This window comes from Streptomyces sp. PU-14G, from assembly GCF_041028275.1.
In the GTDB taxonomy this organism is placed as follows: domain Bacteria; phylum Actinomycetota; class Actinomycetes; order Streptomycetales; family Streptomycetaceae; genus Streptomyces.
On the sequence record NZ_JASKYT010000026.1, the window covers coordinates 20,399 to 39,094 of the forward strand.

Here is an 18,696-nt window from a genome sequence, read left to right on the forward strand (position 1 = left end):
AGTGCCGACTGCCGGGATTTGGGCGACTGGGAACCGAATTGTGCGCGGTGGACACGGACAGAGAGCAGCTTGAGGGTCCGTCAGGCCGCCCCGCCAGGTCAAGCGTCCGGGACGGTTGACCTGATAATCCGGCGACCGCATTCTGTGCCGGTCACAGGACGCGGCAGGCCGACCTCGCGGCGAGCCCCGTCGAGCAGCGATCGTCTGGAGGAGCGCCAGATGCGACAACGATGGACCGGCCTGGTCACGGCAGCCTGTCTGGTGGTGACCGCGGCGCCCTCGCTCGCGGTCGCCGCTCCCGCCGCGCGCGCCGCGCCGGAGCGTCCCGCCGCGACGTCCTCTCCGGTGACGGACTACTGCCAGGGGCAGTGCCACGACATCCTGCCGCCAGGGCAGAACGGCTCGGCCACCGCAGCGCAGATCATCCTCAACAAGATCACCGGGGCCAAGCCGAAGCACACCGACGACCAGCTGGGCAAGTACGCCGACCTGGTGGACAACTATGCGGGCCTGACCAACGGCAAGCTCAGCACCTTCTTCAACGACGCCTCCTTCGGCGTCCCCGACGACCAGGTGGAGAGCCGGAAGAACCCCGGCGGACGCAAGGACGTCACCATCACCCGGGACACGTCCGGCATCCCGCACATCAAGGGGACGACCCGCGCCGGCACGGAGTACGGGGCCGGATACGCGGCCGGCCAGGACCGGCTGTGGATGATGGACGTCTTCCGGCACATCGGCCGCGGCCAGTTGACCTCCTTCGCGGGCGGCGCCGAGGGCAACCGTCAGCTGGAACAGCAGTTCTACCTGGGCGGCGCCTACACGGAGAGCGAGCTGAAGGCGCAGGTCGACCGGGTGCGCGACTCGGGGCCGCGGGGCCGGCAGGCCTACCAGGACGTCACCGCCTACCTGAAGGGGCTCAACCGCTACATCGACGACGCGAAGAAGGGGCTGTACTTCCCCGGCGAGTACGACCTGACCGGCAACGCCAACATCCTCACCGGCGAGGGGATCGAGCCGTTCGAGCCCACGGACCTGGTCGCCATCGGCACCGTCATCAGCGCCCTGTTCGGCTCCGGCGGTGGTGAGCAGGTCGCCGCCGCCCTCGTCAAGCAGGCCGCCCAGCACAAGTACGGCAAGGAGAAGGGCGAGAAGGTATACGAGGCCTTCCGGATGCAGAACGACCCGGAGGCAGACCTCACCCTCCACGACGGTCAGCGGTTCGACTATGCGGCCAGCCCCGAGAACCCGCACGGGGTGGCCATGCCCGACCCGGGCTCGGTGAGCAAGCAGCAGGTCGTCTACGACCCCACGGGCTCGGCCGCGGACGGTGAGAAGGCGAAGCGGAAGGCCGGCGGGGGAACCGATGGCGAGGGCAGCGGTGCCGCGGCCGACGAGGCGCGGGACCGCTCGGACACCGCGAAGGCCAACCTCCGCCACAAGCCGAAGCTGTCCAAGGCCAAAGGCGCGATGTCCGACGGCGTGCTCCCCAAGGATCTCTTCTCGCGCAAGCACGGCATGTCCAACGCCCTCGTGGTCTCCGGCAAGCACACCGACACCGGCAACCCCGTGGCCGTCTTCGGCCCGCAGACCGGCTACTTCGCGCCGCAGCTGCTGATGCTCCAGGAGATCCAGGGCCCAGGACTCAGCGCCCGCGGCGCCGCCTTCGCCGGGCTCAACCTGTATGTCCAGCTCGGGCGCGGCCAGGACTACGCCTGGAGCGCCACCTCGGCCAACCAGAACATGACCGACACCTACGCCGTCGACCTGTGCAACACCGACGGGAGCCCGGCGACGAAGGACTCCACCGCGTACATGTTCCACGGCACCTGCACACCGATGGAGAAGCTGGTCCGCGAGAACGCCTGGAGCCCGACCATCGCCGACGGCACCAAGAAGGGCTCGTACAAGCTGGTCGCGCACCGGACGAAGTACGGAGTGGTCCGCTACCGTGCCACCGTCGACGGCAAGCCGGTCGCGTACACGACGCTGCGCTCCACCTACCGGCACGAGGTCGACACGCTGATCGGCTTCCAGATGTTCAACGACCCCGAGGCGGTGACGGGGCCGAAGAGCTTCCAGAAGGCCGCCTCGAAGATCGGCTACACCTTCAACTGGTTCTACGCCGACGCCGAGCACACGGCCTACTACAACTCCGGCCTCAACCCGACGCGCAGTCCGGGGGTGGATCCGAACCTGCCCCTCAGGGCGAGTAAGAAGACCGAGTGGCGGGGCTGGGACCCGGAGACCAACACCGTCCCGAACACGCCCTTCGACGCGCACCCCAACGACATCGACCAGGACTACTACGAGTCCTGGAACAACAAGATCGCCAAGGGCTACACCGTGGCAGGGTTCGGCGACGGGCCCGTCTACCGCAGCGATCTCCTCGACAACCGGATCAAGGACCTGATCAGCGACGGCAAGAAGGTCTCGCGCGCCTCGCTGACCCGCGCCATGGAGGACGCGGCGGTCACCGACCTGCGCGGTGAGGCGGTACTGCCCGAGCTGCTGAAGGTCATCGACACCGAGAAGGTCACGGACCCCGGGCAGAAGGAGGCCGTCGACGGTCTCCGCGGCTGGCTTGAGGACGGTGCGGAGCGCAAGGAGACCAGTCCCGGCAGCAAGACCTACGCCCACGCCGACGCCGTCCGGCTGATGGACGCCTGGTGGCCGCTGCTGGTCGAGGACGCGTTCCGCCCCGCCCTGGGCGGGGAGCTCTACGACGCGCTGACGAACGCGCTGCAGATCGACGAGACGCCCTCCACCCCCGGCGACGGCGTGGCCCACAAGGGCTCGGCCTTCCAGCACGGTTGGTGGTCCTACGTGCACAAGGACCTGCGCAACGTCCTCGGCGAGAAGGTACCGGGCGCGGCACCGCAGAAGTTCTGCGGCGCCGGTGACGTCGCACAGTGCCGCGCGACCCTGCTGAGCACGCTCGCCAAGGCCGCGCAGACCCCGGCGGAGAAGACGTACCCGGGCGACGACGTGTGCGAGGCGGGCGACCAGTGGTGCGCCGACTCCATCCAGCAGCGTCCGCTGGGCGGCATCACCGACGATCTGACCAACTGGCAGAACCGCCCGACCTACCAGCAGGTGGTGCAGTTCCCCGCACACCGGTGAGCTGACGCGGCGGGACCGGAGGACAGCGCGACGGCGAGGGGCACCGGCCAGGCCGGTGCCCCTCACGCGCGCTCCGGTCCAGCGCGCCTCGGTGCCCGGCCGACGGGACCCCTCGGTTGCATGGCAGCCCCGCGGGCGGGTACCGGAGCGCAGCGAGTACCCTGCGGTGACGTCGGCGGACGCGGCCGGGAGGCCGGCGGAGCGAGGAGGAGTACCGGAAGGCAGGCCACTGCCCGCGCGGTCGTCCGCGCGAGCTGCGCGCGGTGTGCCGACAAGGAGGCTCGAGGCGATGGCAGGCGTGCGGCTGGGTGTGCTGGACGTGGGGTCGAACACCGTCCGGCTGGAGATCGCGGACGCGGACGGCGCCGCGCCCCTCCCCCTCCACACCGTCAAGTACCCGCTGAGGCTGGCCGACGACGTGACCGAGGACGGCCATCTGCCAGGTGACGCGGTCGTCCGGCTGGTCGAGGCCGCCGCCGCGGCGCGGGAGGAGGCCCGCAGGTGGGGAGTGTGCCGGCTGATGGCGTTCGCCACGGCCATCGTGCGCCACGCCCCCAACCGCGAACAGGTGCTGCGGACCGTGCGCGACGAGGCGGGCGTCGACCTGAAGGTGATGTCCGGTGACCGGGAGGCGGAACTGACCTTCCTGGCAGCCCGCCGCTGGATGGGCTGGCGCGCCGGTTCCCTCGTCCTGATCGACATCGGCGGCGGCTCCCTCGAGGTGGCCTTCGGACGGACCGGGCTCCCGGACTTCGCCGTGTCCCTGCCACTGGGAGCCCGGCACCTGACGCGCGAGCACTTCGGCGCGGCGGACCCGCCCGCCCGCGACGCGGTCAAGGCGCTGCGCCGCCAGGTCAGGCACCAACTGCGCGACGTGGCCGCCCGGATCCGCTGGGAGGAGCCGCACACGGCCGTGGCCACCTCCCGCACCTTCCAGCAACTGGCCCGGCTGTGCGGGGCGGCGCCGGGGCGCAAGGGCCCCTTCGTGCCGCGCTTGCTGGAGCGCGGCCGGCTCGGGCGGCAGATCGGGACACTGGCCGAGCTGCCCGCTGCCGAACGCGCACGGCTTCCGGGGGTCTCACCGGCCCGCGCCGGCCAGATACTGGCGGGCGCCGTGACCGCCCACGCCGCGATGGGTCTCCTCGGCCTTGAGCAGCTGCTCATCTGCCCGTGGGCGCTGCGCGAAGGCGTACTGCTGGAGCATCTCGAGGGCGGTGGGCCCACCGTCGCGGGCAAGCCGGACGGGGTGCCGCACGAGGGCCGATCGGACGACTCGCCTGCCCGGGCCACCGCGGTCAGGGGAGAGCACGCGGGCGACGACGCGCGCGAGTACGAGAGGGCACACCGGTGAGCCGGCGGCGCCTGACGACCCGCCCGTCCGCGGACGGCGGCTGAGGCACCCGGGGTCTTCGCGCCGTCTGGAACGCGCCGCGGTGGTGGCCGGATCGCAGCGTCCCGGAAAGACGACGCCCGATGGGTGACATGCAACGGCGCACGGTGGGAAGGCGTCGTGACACAGTCGTGACCAAGGCCAGCCAGCAACGCGTACGGAGGCGAAGCCATGATGGTGACCGGGCTAACGGACAGCGGGAGCATCGAGGCCGGGGAAGCCGGGCCGTCGTCCCCGCTCGGGGACCCGGCCCACGTCTCCCCCCGCGACGCGCGCACGCTGACACAGGAGTTCCTCGCCCGCCTGGACTCGCTGGAGGAGGGCACCCGCGAGTACAGCTACGTGCGCAACACCCTGATCGAGATGAACCTCTCCCTGGTGCGCTACGCCGCCTCCCGGTTCCGCTCCCGCGGCGAGGAGATGGACGACATCGTCCAGGTCGGCACCATCGGACTGATCAAAGCCATCGACCGCTTCCAGATCACCCGCGAGCTGGCCTTCACCACCTTCGCCGTCCCCTACATCGTCGGAGAGATCAAGCGGTTCTTCCGCGACACCACCTGGGCCGTCCACGTCCCCCGCCGCCTCCAGGAGGCCCGCGCCCAACTCGTACGCGCCGGCGAGGAACTCCGCTCCCGCCTCGACCGCGAACCCACCGTCCCCGAACTCGCCGCGCTCATGTCCCTGCCCGAAAGCGAGGTCATCGAGGCGCAGAAAGCCTCCAACGGCTACACCACCGCCTCCCTCGACACCACCCTGACCGGTGACGACCACGCCGCCCTCACCCACCGCATCGGCTCCGCCGACCCCGCGCTCGAACTCGTCGAGGACTTCCACGCCCTCGCCCCCCTCATCTCCGCCCTCGACGAACGCGACCGCAAACTCCTCCACTACCGCTTCGTCGACGAGCTCACCCAGGCACAAATCGGAGAGCGCCTCGGCATCACCCAGATGCACGTCTCCCGACTCCTCAACCGGCTCCTCGCCCGCCTCCGCGACGGCATGACGCCCGACACGGAGCCAGCCACCCGGCAGCCGGCCCAGGCCGGCACGGCAGCCGCCGCACCGTCAGCTCCGGCAGCGCCCTTTCCCGCCGCCCCGGCCGGCAAGCGGGCCCCCTCCTCCGAGGCGGCGCCCGAGGACACCGCCGACGACGGCGACCTGATGGGGCTGCGCCAGACCCTGGAGCATCTGCCCGACATCACGCTGGCGGCACTGCGCTGGGCACGCGCCAACGATCCCGCCTTCCCCGCCGCGGCGGGCAAGCGCGGCAACACGCTGCTCTACAGCCTCGGTGACCTGCGGCGCTGGGCGGCCAACCGCCCCCGCGCGGGGACTTCGGGCGGGCGCCGGCGCGGGCAGCCCTCCCGCCCGGAGGAGGAATCCGGGCGGGAATGAGCACAGCCGCCGAGATCAGGTGACCTCTCGGACGGTCCCCGCAGCGGCCAGGTGCCGCGTCGTGCCCACGAGGGAGACGGTGAAGGGGTGCTGTGGCTCGGCCAGCACACGCGCCGCCGGGCCCTGCTCGACGATCTCTCCCGCCTCCATGACGGCGATGCGGTGGGCGAGTCGGGCGGTGTCCAGATCGTGGGTGATCAGGACGAGGGAGAGGTCGCCCCGATCGCCCAGGAGACCTGTCAGCAGATCGAGGAGAGCGCGCCTGGCGGCCGTGTCGAGCCCGGAGGTGATCTCGTCGCAGATCAGCACCCGGGGCCGGGCGAGCAGGGCACGCGCGAGGGCCGCCCGCTGGAGCTCGCCGCCGGACAGCTCACAGGGCAGGCGAGAGGCCGTCTCGGGCGGCAGGCCGAGCCGCCGCAGCGTGGTGCGTGCCTCTTCGGTGGCTTCCGCCTGGTGGGCGCCGCGCAGACGCACCGCCGTGCGCGCGACCTGCGCGAGAACAGGCCGGTACTCGTCGAAGGCGGCACGCGCGTCCTGGAAGACGTACTGCACCGAGGACAGTTGGGCGCGGGTACGGTGCCGCACGCTGCGCGGGAGCGCGGCTTCGTCGAGAACGATCTCGCCCTCGTGGTCGCGGTGGAGGCCGGCCAGGCAGCGGGCGAGGGTGGTCTTGCCGCTACCGGAGCGTCCGACGACGGCCAGCGACGTGCCGCGGTGGAGGATCAGTTCCGGGACGCGGAGCACCACGGTGCCGGCCCGGGTTCGGTCGCGGTGCCGCGCGGTGAGCCCGCGGGCCCGCAGAACGGGACGGCCAGGCTCAGGCGGGCGGGGCGCCTCGGCGGGCTGCCGGTCATCCAGCAGACTGCGGGTCCACGCGTGGCGGGGCGCGCGCCACAGCGCCCGGGCGGGGCCGGACTCCACCACCCGCCCGGCGCGCATCACGAGCACGTCGTCGGCGAGCGCCCGGACGACGTCGAGGTCGTGGCTGAGGAGGACGACGGCGATGCCGCGGGCCGCCACGTCCGCCAGCTGCGCGACGATGCGGTGCTTGGTGAGCGCGTCCTGGCCCGTGGTGGGTTCGTCGGCGACGATGACGCGCGCGCCGAGCAGCAACGCCTGCGCGAGGACGACGCGTTGCTGCTGGCCGCCGGAGAGCTGGTGCGGGTAGCGGCGCAGCAGGGCTTCGGCGTCCGGGAACTGGGCGTCGGTCAGCGCCTCGACGACGCGCTCGCGTGCCGCCGCACGGCGCCGGCTGCGCGGCAGGTCGCGCACCTGGGCGCGGGCGAGATCGTTCAGGAGCGCCGAGACGCGGCGGGCCGGGTTGAGGACGGCCGCCGGATGCTGCGGCACATACCCGGCCAGGCCGCCCGCCGCCAGGCGCACGTCGCCGCTGACCCGGGCACCGGGCGGGTACGTGCCCAGCAGAGCGAGTCCTGTGGTGGTCTTGCCGCTGCCGGAGGCGCCGACGAGCGCGGTCACCCTTCCGGGCAGCGCCCGCAGGTGCACGCCGTCGACAACCGCTCGGCCGTCGATCTCGACGCGCAGATCGCTGACCTGGGCGACGGGCGCCGGTGCCTCGGTTCCTTCGGGCGTGCTCATGGGCATGTCGTCCGTCACGGCCGTCGTTCCCTCTTTCCCGGTCGTTCGGTCTCTCCCGGTCGTTCGGTCTCTCCCGGCCGTTCGGTCCTCCCCCGGCCGCGGCCGGGCTCGTCCAGTGCGGCGTCGAAGAGCAGGTTGCTGCCCGTCGTCAGGGCGACGATCAGCAGTGCGGGGACGACCCACGGCCCAGGGCTGGACGAACAGCCCTGTGCGGTTGCGGTCGACCATGACCGCCCAGTCGGCGGCGTCGGGCTCGACGCCGACACCGAGGAACGCGGCCGTGGCGACCAGGTACAGCACGCCGGTGAGCCGGATGCCGGCGTCGGCTGCCAGGGTGCGCAGCGTCGCGCGGCCCACGTAGCCGACGGCCGTCGCCCGCCACGTCTCCCCCTGCATGCGCAGCGCCTCGACAGCGGGGCGGGCGGCGGCCTGACCGGCATGGAGGCCTCCACCTGCGCCTACTGGCACCACAGGACCGCCCGCCGGACCCCGCTCGGCAGCCGGGAAGCGCCACCCGTCCTGCTCGTCGCCTCCGCGCACGACCCCGTCACCCCGATCGAGGGAGCCCGCGCGATGCGCCGGCACCTGCCGGGGTCACGCCTGATCACCCTCACCGACGACTACTCGCACGGGGTCTTCTCCAGCCGGGGCAACGCCTGCGTGGACAACGCCGTGGCGGCGTACCTTGTCGACGGCGCACTGCCTCCGGCGGGCCTGCGCTGCACGGGGCCCGGCCTGCCACGGGTGCCGTGAGGGGCCGCGCGGTGCACCGTTCGGCTCGGTGACAGGCGGCGCCTGGCGCCGGGCCCGCGCCGCGCTCCGGGCACATGCATGCACGCTCCCGCGCCAGGGCACCCGGCGTCCGTCGTACGACGACAACGTGCGGCGGAACGTACGAGGACGTACGAGGACGTACGAGGAAGCGTACGGCGGGAACGGACGGCGGAAAGGAGCAGGCACGTGAACGAGCACGGCAAGGCCCCGCGCACCGCGGCGCAGGAGACGGAGGAGGAAGTACGGGAGGCGCTGACCCACGTCGAGGAGGACGACGAGCACACCGGCGAGGCGGGGGACGCGTTGCGCCCCGACCGTGAGGCCCAGGAGCAGGCGTACGGCGAGCCGGACGACTGACCTCGCCGGCGTCCGCGCGGCTCAGGCGCCGACGGTCCCGTCGACGCCCTCCCGCAGGAGGTCGGCGTGGCCGTTGTGGCGGCCGTACTCCAAGAGCACGTGCACCATCACCATCCGCAGCGACACCTCCGCGCTCCATCTCGGCTGATACCCGGCCTGGTCCAGGGACTCCGCCTCCCGCTCGATACGGCGCGAGCGCGCCACCTCGGCGTCCCAGGCCGCGAACGCCTCGCCCCTGGTCGACGCGCTCGCGTCGTACGCCGCCTGGAAGTCGGTCTCGTCGGACCAGACCAGGGGCGCGTCGTTGTCCTCGAACACCCGGCGGAACCAAGCACGTTCCACCTCGGCCATGTGCCGCACCAGACCGAGCAGCGACAGCGTGGACGGCGGCATCGACCGCTGCCGCAGCTCCTCGTCGGTCAGCCCCTCGCACTTCATGGCGAGGGTCGCGCGGTGGTAGTCGAGGAAGGCCCGCAGCATGGCGCGTTCGCTTCCGAAACGGGGCGGTCCTGTACGCGTCTCGCTGGTCACTGGCCGTACTCCTCGTCCCGCGCCTGTGTCGAGGCCTCCGCCCCCTGCCGGCGGAGGCCGGAGGCACCGCTTCGGTCGCGGCGCCCAAGCCCCGGCCCATAACGCGGCGTTATGAGGAAACGGTATTACCCGCGTCTCCTCGGTTTCCGGAATCCTGGGCCCGTATTCCCCTGGCCTCCACGCGCCGGACACGCGCGCGTCTTCGGAAACGAGGAACCTTGCGGATCACCAGGCTACTCCCCACACTCATAGCCGCCTTACTCGCGGCTCTCACCTTCAGCACCGCGGCGGCGGCCGAGGACCGCTCCCCCGACGAGGGGGCGCGGGCCGCCGCCGCGGCAAAGGCCCACGGCCTCAAGGACGGGCCGCAGCCGATCATCGGCGGCGGCTACGCGCAGAGCGGACCGTGGGCGGCGCGGTTGTTCTCGGGCGGCAGGCAGACGTGCAGCTCGACGATCATCGCTCCCACCTGGATCCTCACCGCCAAGCACTGCGTCAGCGGCGGCGCGCTGTCCTTCCGCGTCGGCAGCCTCGACCAGACGAGTGGCGGCACCACGGCGAACGGCACGCAGGTGAGCACCCACCCGTCGGCCGACCTGGCGCTGGTCCGCCTCGACCGGTCCGTCTCGACGACCTACGCGACGCTCGGCGACCCGGGCACCGTCTCGGTCGGCCAGACGGTGCAGGTCTACGGCTGGGGCGCGACCTCGCGGTGCGGTCAGGAGATCAACTGCCAGTCCCGCTACCTCAAGGTGGCGAACGTGGTGGTGACCGGGGGCTGCCGGGACGCCTACAACGGCTCGGCGATCTGCGCCCGCCGCGGTGACGGCATCACCGCGGGCGGCGACTCGGGCGGCCCCATGATGGCGGGCGGCGCCCAGGTCGGCGTCGCCTCCACCAGTGACCGGCAGACCACCACGGCGTACACCAACGTGACCCAGTACCGCTCCTGGATACGGTCCGTCGCCGGCGTCTGACCCCGAACCCGCCGGCGCGCACGTCCCCTCGCCCGCGGCCCGCGCTCGCGCAGCTCCCTTACGACCGTACGAAGGCCTCGCCGGGCCTTGTGCCTCTCACGGCGTTCGGGGCTGCGGAGCCACCAGGTCGCGGGCGAGGAGGGCCACGTAGAGGCAGGCGCGGGACTCGGGGTCCTCCAGGTCCACGCCGAGCAGGCGTTCGATGGCGGCGATCCGGGTGTACAGCGTCGGCCTGCTGAGCCGGGTGCGCCGCGCCAGCGCGTTCTTGTTGCCGTTCACCGCCAGGTAGTCGCGCAACAGGTCGAGCAGTCCCGGCCCGTTGCGCGCCTCGTCCTCCAGTATCCGGTACAGCTCCGTCTCGGCGAACGCCTGGAGATGGCGGTTGTCCCGCAGCAGGGACAGCAGCCCGCGCAGCCGCAGGTCGGCGCTGCGGTGGAAGGGCCGCTCCGCGCCGTCCATCCCGGCGGCGACCTCCGCGATGTGCGCCGCCTCCGGCAGCCTTCGGGCGGCGGCCAGGAGCGAGGGAGCGCCGTGTCCGACGCCGATGCGCCGGTACGGTCCGCTCCCGCGCTGCCCCGAGCCCGGGAGTTGCTGGTCCAGCAGGCCGGCGAAGCGCTCCAGCAGCCGGTCCTCCTGCGTCGGCCCCGCGCAGGAGAACAGCATGCGGATCTCGCCGGTGTGGACCGCGGTGACCAGGGCGGAGATACCGGCGGCCTTGGCGGCGCGGATGACGGCCTCCAGATGGCGCCGGTCGCGGCGCTGGACGTCGAGCGGGTCGGCGGTCGGCGGGTGGGCGAAGCGCAGCGCCAGCGGAAGGTAGCGGGCGCCCGGGCGCAGTCCGACCGCTTCGGCGCGGGCGAGGGCCTCCGGCTCCGCCGGGACGCGGCCCTCCGCGAGGTCGTTGAGGAGTCCGCCCTGGGCCCTTCGCTCGACGTCGGCCTGGTCCTGCTCGGCCATCAGCCGCAGCGAGAGCGCCTGAGCCGCCCGTTCGAGCACCATCCGCACTCGGGGCGCCCGGCCGCCGTCCGTTCCCCGGGCGTCCGGCATCACGAGCCGGCCCCACACCCGCTGGTGGACCACGACGGGTGTGTGCAGCCAGTCCTCGGCGCCGCTGGTGCCTGTGCGGTCCAGCTCCGGCGCCAGCCGGGATCTCCTCTCCCAGCCGGTCAGCAGATCGACGGTGGAGCGGCCGGGGCCCGGGGTGGAGGCGAGCACGCGGTGGGCGACGTCCTCGAAGACGACCGCCGTGCCCGACAGTGCCGCGGCGCGTCCCACCACGGTCTCCAGCGCGGCGTGTTCGAGGCTGAGCGTGGTGAACGCCTCGTGCGTCCGCTGGGCGAACTTGAGCTCCTCGTAGTGCTCGTTGACGATCTGGCTGTGCACGGCCTCGGTCACGTCCACGAAGCGCACCTCCTCCCGCAGGAGGATCACGGGGAACCGCAGCCCCGCGGCGGCCCGCGCGAGGGTCGCCGCCCGGTCCTCGCCGTCCCTGTCCGCGCCGCCCCCGCCGCCCGGCGAGGAACCCTCGCCGCTTTCCGGCCGCTCGCTCGCCCCGGCCCGGTGGCCGCCCGCCGGGCCCACGGCCTCGATCACCACTCCCGCCGCCCCGGCCGCGTCCAGCCGGGCGAGGTAGGCGGCCAGCCCCGGCTCATCCCGGGACCCGGCGGGTCCCTCCGCGGTGGTGAGCACGAGCTCTCCGCCGCGCAGCAGCCCCGTCAGGTCGGTGAGCTGGCTCACATGCACCCACCGCACCGGTCGGGCGAGGTGCTCGGCACCGGCGATGACCTGCGGAGACCCCGCGCGCAGCGGCTCCAGTGCGAGGACGTCACGGACGGAGAGAGGCATTGCCACAGTGTAAAAGAAGCCCCGCACTTTCTTGCACTGTGCAGGAGGTCGGCAGCCCTCTCGGCGCCCATAGTGGCCAGTGCGGCCCGCGGAGAGTCCCGGCCGTACGGGCTTGGGAGGTCCTGGATGAGCACGACGGTGACGACGGTTCCGCACTGGGTCGGCGGCGAGGAGTTCCTGCCCGCCGCCTCCCGCACGAGCGAGGTCTTCGACCCGGCGACCGGTGAGGCCACCAAGAACGTGGCGCTGGCCACCGGGGACGACGTCGCGGCGGCGGTCGCCGCGGCCCGTGCGGCGTTCCCGGCCTGGCGCGACACCTCGCTGGCGAAGCGCACCCAGGTGCTGTTCGCTTTCCGCGAGCTGCTCAACGCCCGCAAGGAGGAGCTGGCCCAGATCATCACCGCCGAGCACGGCAAGGTGCTCGACGACGCGCTGGGCGAGGTCACCCGCGGTCTGGAGGTCGTGGAGTTCGCCTGCGGTATCGCGCACCTGATGAAGGGCGGGATGACGGAGAACGCCTCCACGAAGGTGGATGTGGCCTCCATCCGGCAGCCGCTGGGCCCTGTCGCCATCATCAGCCCGTTCAACTTCCCCGCCATGGTCCCGATGTGGTTCTTCCCCGTGGCCGTCGCGACGGGCAACACGGTCATCCTCAAGCCCTCCGAGAAGGACCCGTCGGCCGCCAACTGGCTCGCGGCGCTGTGGGCCGAGGCGGGGCTTCCCGACGGCGTCTTCAACGTCGTCCACGGCGACAAGACGGCCGTGGACGCGCTGTGCGACCACCCGGACGTCAAGGCGGTCTCCTTCGTCGGCTCCACGCCGATCGCGCGGTACGTCTACGAGCGCGGCACGGCGGCGGGCAAGCGCGCCCAGGCGCTGGGCGGTGCGAAGAACCACATGGTCGTGCTGCCCGACGCGGACCTGGACGTGGCCGCCGACGCGGCCGTCAACGCCGGTTTCGGCTCGGCCGGTGAACGCTGCATGGCCGTCAGCGCGCTCGTCGCCGTCGGGAACATCGCCGACGAACTGGTGGCGAAGATCGCCGCGCGCGCCACGGCGCTGCGTACCGGCGACGGGCGGCGGGGCTGCGACATGGGCCCGCTCGTCACGGGCGCCCACCGCGACAAGGTCGCCTCCTACGTGCAGGCCGGTGCCGAGCAGGGCGCCACCCTGGTCGTGGACGGCCGCGAGGTGAAGGCCGACGGCGGCACCGAGGGCTTCTGGCTCGGGCCGACCCTCATCGACCACGTGACGCCGGACATGTCCGTCTACACGGACGAGATCTTCGGTCCGGTGCTGTCGGTGCTGCGGGTCGAGACGTACGACGAGGCGCTGGAGCTGATCAACGCCAACCCGTACGGCAACGGCACCGCCATCTTCACCAACGACGGCGGCGCGGCCCGCAGGTTCCAGAACGAGGTCGAGGTCGGCATGGTGGGCATCAACGTGCCGGTGCCGGTGCCCATGGCCTACTACTCCTTCGGCGGCTGGAAGAGCTCCCTGTTCGGGGACACCCACGCGCACGGTGCCGAGGGCGTGCACTTCTACACCCGCGGCAAGGTCGTCACCTCGCGCTGGCTCGACCCGAGCCACGGCGGCATCGACCTCGGCTTCCCGCAGAACGTCTGACGACCACGGCGTCTGACGAACAGGGCGTCTGACGACCACGGCGACTGACGAACAGGGCGACGTCCGACAGCCAGGGGGTGCCCGGCGCATTCCGGCGCGCCCCCTGGCCACCGTGCTGGGCAGGGCCTGTCCCCCGCCGTTGCGCCGCGGGCTGCGGTTGTGCCGTGGTCGCTCGCGCCGTTCCCGCGCTCCTTCCGGGGCGCGACCTCCCAGAAAAGAGAGCACGCATGACCGAGCCCCTCATCGACACCGCCGCCGCGGCACGCGCGTACGAGCTCGACCGCGCCCACGTCTTCCACTCCTGGTCCGCCCAGGCCCGGATCGACCCCATGGTGGTCTCCGCGGCGCGCGGCAGCTACGTCTGGGACGGCGAGGGCACCAGGTATCTGGACTTCTCCAGCCAACTGGTCAACACCAACATCGGACACCAGCACCCCCGGGTCGTCGAGGCCATCAAGGCGCAGGCCGACCGGCTGTGCACCATCGCACCGCAGCACGTCAACGACCAGCGCTCGGAAGCCGCCCGGCTGATCGCCGAGCTGACCCCCGGCACGCTCGACAAGGTGTTCTTCACCAACGGCGGCGCCGACGCCATCGAGCACGCCGTGCGCATGGCCCGCCTGCACACCGGGCGCTACAAGGTGCTCTCCGCCTACCGCTCGTACCACGGCGGCACCAGCACGGCCGTCAACCTCACCGGCGACCCGCGCCGCTGGCCCAACGACTACGGGACCGCGGGCACCGTCCACTTCTTCGGTCCCTTCCCCTACCGCTCCCCCTTCCACTCCGGCAGCCCCGAGGAGGAGACCGCGCGGGCGCTGCAACACCTGGAGGAGGTCATCGCCTTCGAGGGGCCCGACTCCTTCGCCGCGATCGTGCTGGAGTCCGTGCCGGGCACGGCGGGCGTCATGCCGCCGCCGCCCGGCTACCTGGCAGGCGTACGGGCGCTGGCCGACCGGTACGGCATCGTCTTCGTCGCGGACGAGGTCATGGCCGGTTTCGGGCGCACGGGACGGTGGTTCGCCATCGAGCGGGACGGCGTCGTCCCCGACCTGCTGACCTTCGCGAAGGGCGTCAACTCGGGCTATGTGCCGCTGGGTGGCGTCGCCCTCGGCGACCGGATCGCCGACACCTTCGCCGAGCGGCCCTTCCCCGGCGGACTGACGTACTCGGGCCACCCGCTGGCCACCGCGGCGGCCGTCGCCACGATCAACGTCATGAAGGACGAGGGCGTGGTGGAGAACGCGGACCTGATCGGCGAGACCGTGCTGGGCCCGGGGCTGCGCGAGCTGGCGGAACGCCACCCCTGCGTCGGCGAGGTACGGGGCATGGGTGTCTTCTGGGCCCTGGACCTGGTCACCGACCGGACGACGAAGGAGCCGCTGGCCCCGTACGGCGGCACCAGCGCTGCCATGACGGAGCTCGTCGCCGCCTGCAAGGCGGGCGGGATGATCCCGATGACCAACTTCCACCGCCTGCACGTGGTACCGCCGTGCACGATCAGCGCCGACGAGGCGCGCGAGGGCCTGGCCGCCCTGGACAAGGCGCTCACCGTGGCCGACCGGCACACGGTGGACGGCTGATCCACCCGGCCGCCCCCGGCCTCCTGCGCGCGCCGCCCCCGGCCTCCTGCGCGCCCACGAATGGCTGAATGCGCGCGCAGGAGGTCCGGACACGCTGTAGTTGCCCGCGAGCACTGCTGGGCGCGCCCCGCGTGCGAGGGCGACGCGCCGCGCTTGGTCCCCCCACGCTTCGGCCGCGTCCGGCGAAAGGCCCCCGACGGGCATCAGGACACGGGAAGAGGGCGGCAGGTGGCAGTACACACGGAGGCGACTCAGGCACACACGCCTCAGGAGCCTCGGGAGCGGCGAAAGCCCGGCAACGTCGTGGTCGCGTGGCTCACCACGACGGACCACAAGAAGATCGGCTCGCTCTACATGATCAGCGCGTTCGTCTTCTTCCTGCTGGGCGGGCTGATGGCGCTGTTCATGCGGGCCGAGCTGGCACGCCCCGGCACGCAGGTGCTCTCCAACGAGCAGTACAACCAGGCCTTCACGATGCACGGCACCGTGATGATGCTCTTCTTCGCCACACCGCTGTTCGCCGGATTCGCCAACGCCATCATGCCGTTGCAGATCGGCTCCCCCGACGTGGCCTTCCCCCGGCTGAACATGCTCTCCTACTGGCTGTACCTGTTCGGCGGGCTCATCGCCATCGCGGGCTTCCTCACCCCGCAGGGCGCCGCCGACTTCGGCTGGTTCGCCTACACCCCGCTCTCGGACGCCATCCGCTCCCCCGGCATGGGCGCCGATCTGTGGGTGATGGGCCTGGCGCTCTCCGGCTTCGGAACGATCCTGGGCGCCGTCAACTTCGCGACGACGATCATCTGCATGCGCGCTCCGGGACTGACCATGTTCCGCATGTCGATCTTCACCTGGAACGTCCTGCTCACCAGCGTCCTGGTGCTCATGGCCTTCCCGGTGCTGGCCGCCGCGCTGTTCGCGTTGGAGGCCGACCGCAAGTTCGGCGCGAACATCTACAGCGCCGAGAACGGCGGACCGCTGCTGTGGCAGCACCTCTTCTGGTTCTTCGGCCACCCCGAGGTGTACATCATCGCGCTGCCGTTCTTCGGCATCGTCTCCGAGATCATCCCCGTCTTCGCCCGCAAGCCGATGTTCGGTTACGTCGGCCTGATCGGAGCCACGATCGCCATCGCCGGGCTGTCCGTGACGGTGTGGGCCCACCACATGTTCGTCACCGGCGGCGTGCTGCTCCCGTTCTTCTCCTTCCTCTCGTTCCTGATCGCGGTGCCGACCGGTGTGAAGTTCTTCAACTGGATCGGCACCATGTGGAAGGGCTCGCTGTCCTTCGAGACGCCCATGCTGTGGACCACGGGCTTCCTGGTGACCTTCCTGTTCGGCGGGCTGACGGGCGTCCTGCTGGCCTCCCCGCCGATGGACTTCCACGTCTCCGACTCGTACTTCGTGGTCGCGCACTTCCACTACGTCGTCTTCGGCACGGTCGTCTTCGCCATGTTCGCCGGCTTCTACTTCTGGTGGCCGAAGTTCACGGGCAAGTTGCTCGACGAGTACTGGGGGAAGGTCCACTTCTGGCTGCTGTTCGTCGGTTTCCACCTGACCTTCCTGGTCCAGCACTGGCTCGGCGCGGAAGGCATGCCGCGCCGGTACGCCGACTACCTTGACGCCGACGGGTTCACCGCGCTCAACACCCTCTCCACCATCGGCGCCTTCCTGCTCGGCGCCTCGACGCTGCCGTTCCTGTTCAACGTGTGGAAGACCGCCAGGACCGCCTCCGTCGTGACCCAGGACGACCCGTGGGGCTACGGCCGCTCCCTCGAATGGGCCACCTCCTGCCCGCCCCCGCGCCACAACTTCCTGGCACTGCCGCGCGTGCGCTCCGAGTCGCCCGCCTTCGACTTCCACCACCCCGAGGTCTCCCAACTGGACCAGGCCGAGTGGGCCGGCCGCCGCGACGCCGTCGAGCCCGGCGCGGGTGTCGCACCCCCGCTCGGCCGCGACCAGGACAGGGGCTGAGACCGGTGCGGGCCACCGCCCCCGCCACGGAGCAGACCGCGGCGGACATCAGCCGGATCGAGGGATACCTGCTGCTCCAGGCCGAGCGCGGCGAGGCCGAAGCCCAGGCGGAGGCCTTCGCCGCCCGCATGCCCTGGCTCACCACGGGGCAACGGGACGAGGTCGTCCGCCTCTACACCGCGGACCGCATGGCCCTCACCCGTCGCGTGCTGCACGGCCTCACCGAGCGCTGCGTCCAGCTGCGCGAGGAGTACACCGCCCGCTACCTACAGCTCCGGCGCCGCGTCCTGGCCCAGGCGACGCTTGTGCTGCTGCTGAGCGTCGCCCTGGTCAGCGGTGCCTTCTTCCTCGCCCGGCTCCCGTGAGCCGGGCGGGCGCCGCCGTGCCGCGCCCCCGTGGCCACCGGCGGCCCGGCCGGCCGGCGATCCGGTAGCCCAGCGATCCGGTAGCCCGGCGACCCGGTGGCCCGACGTCAGTCCGCCGGCGCGGCAGGCGGTGCGGTGCCCCTGAGGGAGGGGTGGTCGCGGGCGGAGCGCAGCAGGGTGGCGGCGCCGCGGACGGCCGCGGTGTGCGGCGCGGGGACCGCCGTGACACGGGCGCCCAGGCCGTCGGCCAGGCGCGGGGTGATGCCGGGGGACAGCGCGCCGCCCCCGGCCAGGAGCACACCGCGGTCGAGGGCGTCCGAGGTGTGGGAGGTGCTGTCCTGCTCGCGCATCGCCCCCACCATGGCGACCACCGCGTCGATCAACTGGGTCGCGGTGGTCGTCCCGTCGAGGTCACCGGTGCCCAGCGCGGTGCGGCGGGCGTCGAACACCGCCCCCTGGGCCAGCAGTACCGCCTCGGTGAGATGGGCACCGAGGTCCACGACGAGCAGCGGGCGCGCCAGGTCGGCTCCGGCGGCCAGAGCGACGGCCCGTGCGGTGGGAATGGTCAGCACGGTGCGCGGACGCAGCACCTCGACGGCGGTGCGCGCGTCGGTGCGGTAGGCCACTCCGTCCAGCACCGGAGCGGTCAGCACGACCAGGGGCCGGCCGAAGCGGGGCAGCCGGCGGCTGAGCAAGCGGTCGAGCAGGCGGGCCGTCCCCGCGGTGTCCACGATGGTGCCCCGCTGGATGGGCCGGACGGCCGAGGCACCGGGGAAGGACACCGTGGGCACGTCGAGAACCCGTCCGCGCCCCGCCACCAGCGCGCGGGTGCGGGCGCTGCCCAGATCGAGGGCGACGCCCGAGCACCGCAGGCACAGGGGCCAGGCCGTGCCGGGCCCGGTGGGCGGCACCCGGTGGGAGGCGGTCACCGGTCCTGCCTCCTCACCTGCTGGCAGCGGGCGCAGTAACGGGCCTGCGGCACAATCATCAGGCGTTCCAGCGCGATGGCACGCCGGCACAGGTGGCAGGTGCCGTAGCACCCCTGTTCCATCCGCCGCAGAGCCGCCTCCACATCGACGAGGACCATCCGGGCGCAGGCGGCGAGCTGGCGGCGGACCTCGGCCTGCGCCCGGATGGTCCTCGTCGATGTGGAG

At 72.3% G+C, this 18,696-nt stretch carries 14 protein-coding genes and 2 pseudogenes; 10 read left to right on the plus strand and 6 right to left on the minus strand.

All coding sequences use genetic code 11. The features are described 5' to 3' along the window. Positions 1 to 219: 219 nt before the first annotated feature. The 3 genes and pseudogenes from AB8Z75_RS05370 to AB8Z75_RS05380 all read left to right on the plus strand — a co-directional run. A complete protein-coding gene (locus AB8Z75_RS05370; RefSeq protein ID WP_369200198.1) occupies positions 220 to 3,123 on the plus strand; it encodes a penicillin acylase family protein in 2,904 nt (967 codons plus the stop codon). 298 nt (positions 3,124 to 3,421) lie between these two features. Next, the gene (locus AB8Z75_RS05375; protein ID WP_369200212.1) at positions 3,422 to 4,474 is read left to right on the plus strand and encodes a Ppx/GppA family phosphatase; all 1,053 of its coding nucleotides are present in this window, start codon (positions 3,422 to 3,424) and stop codon (positions 4,472 to 4,474) included. Positions 4,475 to 4,684: 210 nt separating this feature from the next. After that, a pseudogene (locus AB8Z75_RS05380) lies at positions 4,685 to 5,518 on the plus strand (SigB/SigF/SigG family RNA polymerase sigma factor); the annotation flags it as partial. Positions 5,519 to 5,926: 408 nt separating this feature from the next. Here AB8Z75_RS05380 and AB8Z75_RS05385 read toward each other — a convergent pair. Together AB8Z75_RS05385 and AB8Z75_RS05390 are read right to left on the minus strand one after the other, a co-directional pair. Continuing rightward, entirely contained in the window at positions 5,927 to 7,510 is a 1,584-nt protein-coding gene (locus tag AB8Z75_RS05385; protein WP_369200199.1) for an ABC transporter ATP-binding protein, read from the minus strand. Positions 7,511 to 7,524: 14 nt separating this feature from the next. Next, positions 7,525 to 7,942 (minus strand): annotated as a pseudogene (locus AB8Z75_RS05390) (ABC transporter permease); the annotation flags it as partial. A gap of 6 nt (positions 7,943 to 7,948) precedes the next feature. On the opposite strand from AB8Z75_RS05390, the gene AB8Z75_RS05395 reads away from it, so the two are divergent. Both AB8Z75_RS05395 and AB8Z75_RS05400 read left to right on the plus strand, forming a co-directional pair. Continuing rightward, positions 7,949 to 8,263, plus strand: a complete 315-nt coding sequence (locus tag AB8Z75_RS05395) for an alpha/beta hydrolase (RefSeq protein ID WP_369200200.1) — start codon at positions 7,949 to 7,951, stop codon at positions 8,261 to 8,263. Positions 8,264 to 8,470: 207 nt separating this feature from the next. Then, a complete protein-coding gene (locus tag AB8Z75_RS05400; RefSeq protein ID WP_369200201.1) occupies positions 8,471 to 8,641 on the plus strand; it encodes a hypothetical protein in 171 nt (56 codons plus the stop codon). Between the two features lie 21 nt (positions 8,642 to 8,662). On the opposite strand, the gene AB8Z75_RS05405 is transcribed toward AB8Z75_RS05400, so the two are convergent. Further along, on the minus strand, positions 8,663 to 9,172 hold the full coding sequence (locus AB8Z75_RS05405; protein WP_369200202.1) for a DinB family protein: 510 nt from the start codon (positions 9,170 to 9,172) through the stop codon (positions 8,663 to 8,665). Between the two features lie 218 nt (positions 9,173 to 9,390). Between AB8Z75_RS05405 and AB8Z75_RS05410 the strand changes: the two genes are divergently transcribed. Next, entirely contained in the window at positions 9,391 to 10,149 is a 759-nt protein-coding gene (locus AB8Z75_RS05410; RefSeq protein WP_369200203.1) for a trypsin-like serine protease, read from the plus strand. 96 nt (positions 10,150 to 10,245) lie between these two features. On the opposite strand, the gene AB8Z75_RS05415 is transcribed toward AB8Z75_RS05410, so the two are convergent. Further along, complete coding sequence (locus tag AB8Z75_RS05415) at positions 10,246 to 11,994, minus strand: PucR family transcriptional regulator (protein ID WP_369200204.1); 1,749 nt, start codon at positions 11,992 to 11,994, stop codon at positions 10,246 to 10,248. A 126-nt stretch (positions 11,995 to 12,120) separates the two neighbouring features. On the opposite strand from AB8Z75_RS05415, the gene AB8Z75_RS05420 reads away from it, so the two are divergent. From AB8Z75_RS05420 to AB8Z75_RS05435, 4 genes are all read left to right on the plus strand, one after another. Next, positions 12,121 to 13,623 (plus strand): CoA-acylating methylmalonate-semialdehyde dehydrogenase, encoded by a 1,503-nt coding sequence (locus AB8Z75_RS05420; RefSeq protein ID WP_369200205.1) that lies wholly within the window; start codon positions 12,121 to 12,123, stop codon positions 13,621 to 13,623. 227 nt (positions 13,624 to 13,850) lie between these two features. Next, positions 13,851 to 15,206: an aspartate aminotransferase family protein gene (locus AB8Z75_RS05425; RefSeq protein ID WP_369200206.1), complete on the plus strand. Its 1,356-nt coding sequence runs from the start codon at positions 13,851 to 13,853 to the stop codon at positions 15,204 to 15,206. Positions 15,207 to 15,434: 228 nt separating this feature from the next. Continuing rightward, a complete protein-coding gene (gene ctaD, locus AB8Z75_RS05430; protein WP_369200207.1) occupies positions 15,435 to 17,177 on the plus strand; it encodes a cytochrome c oxidase subunit I in 1,743 nt (580 codons plus the stop codon). A 5-nt stretch (positions 17,178 to 17,182) separates the two neighbouring features. Further along, positions 17,183 to 17,542, plus strand: coding sequence for a hypothetical protein (locus AB8Z75_RS05435; protein ID WP_369200208.1), 360 nt, complete (start codon positions 17,183 to 17,185; stop codon positions 17,540 to 17,542). 107 nt (positions 17,543 to 17,649) lie between these two features. On the opposite strand, the gene AB8Z75_RS05440 is transcribed toward AB8Z75_RS05435, so the two are convergent. Continuing rightward, positions 17,650 to 18,471 carry a rod shape-determining protein gene (locus tag AB8Z75_RS05440; protein WP_369200209.1) on the minus strand — a complete coding sequence of 274 codons (822 nt, stop codon included), beginning with the start codon at positions 18,469 to 18,471 and terminating at the stop codon, positions 17,650 to 17,652. Further along, a partial coding sequence (locus AB8Z75_RS05445; protein WP_369200210.1) for a TraR/DksA C4-type zinc finger protein occupies positions 18,468 to 18,696 on the minus strand: 229 nt, incomplete at its 5' end. The genes AB8Z75_RS05445 and AB8Z75_RS05440, both read right to left, overlap by 4 nt.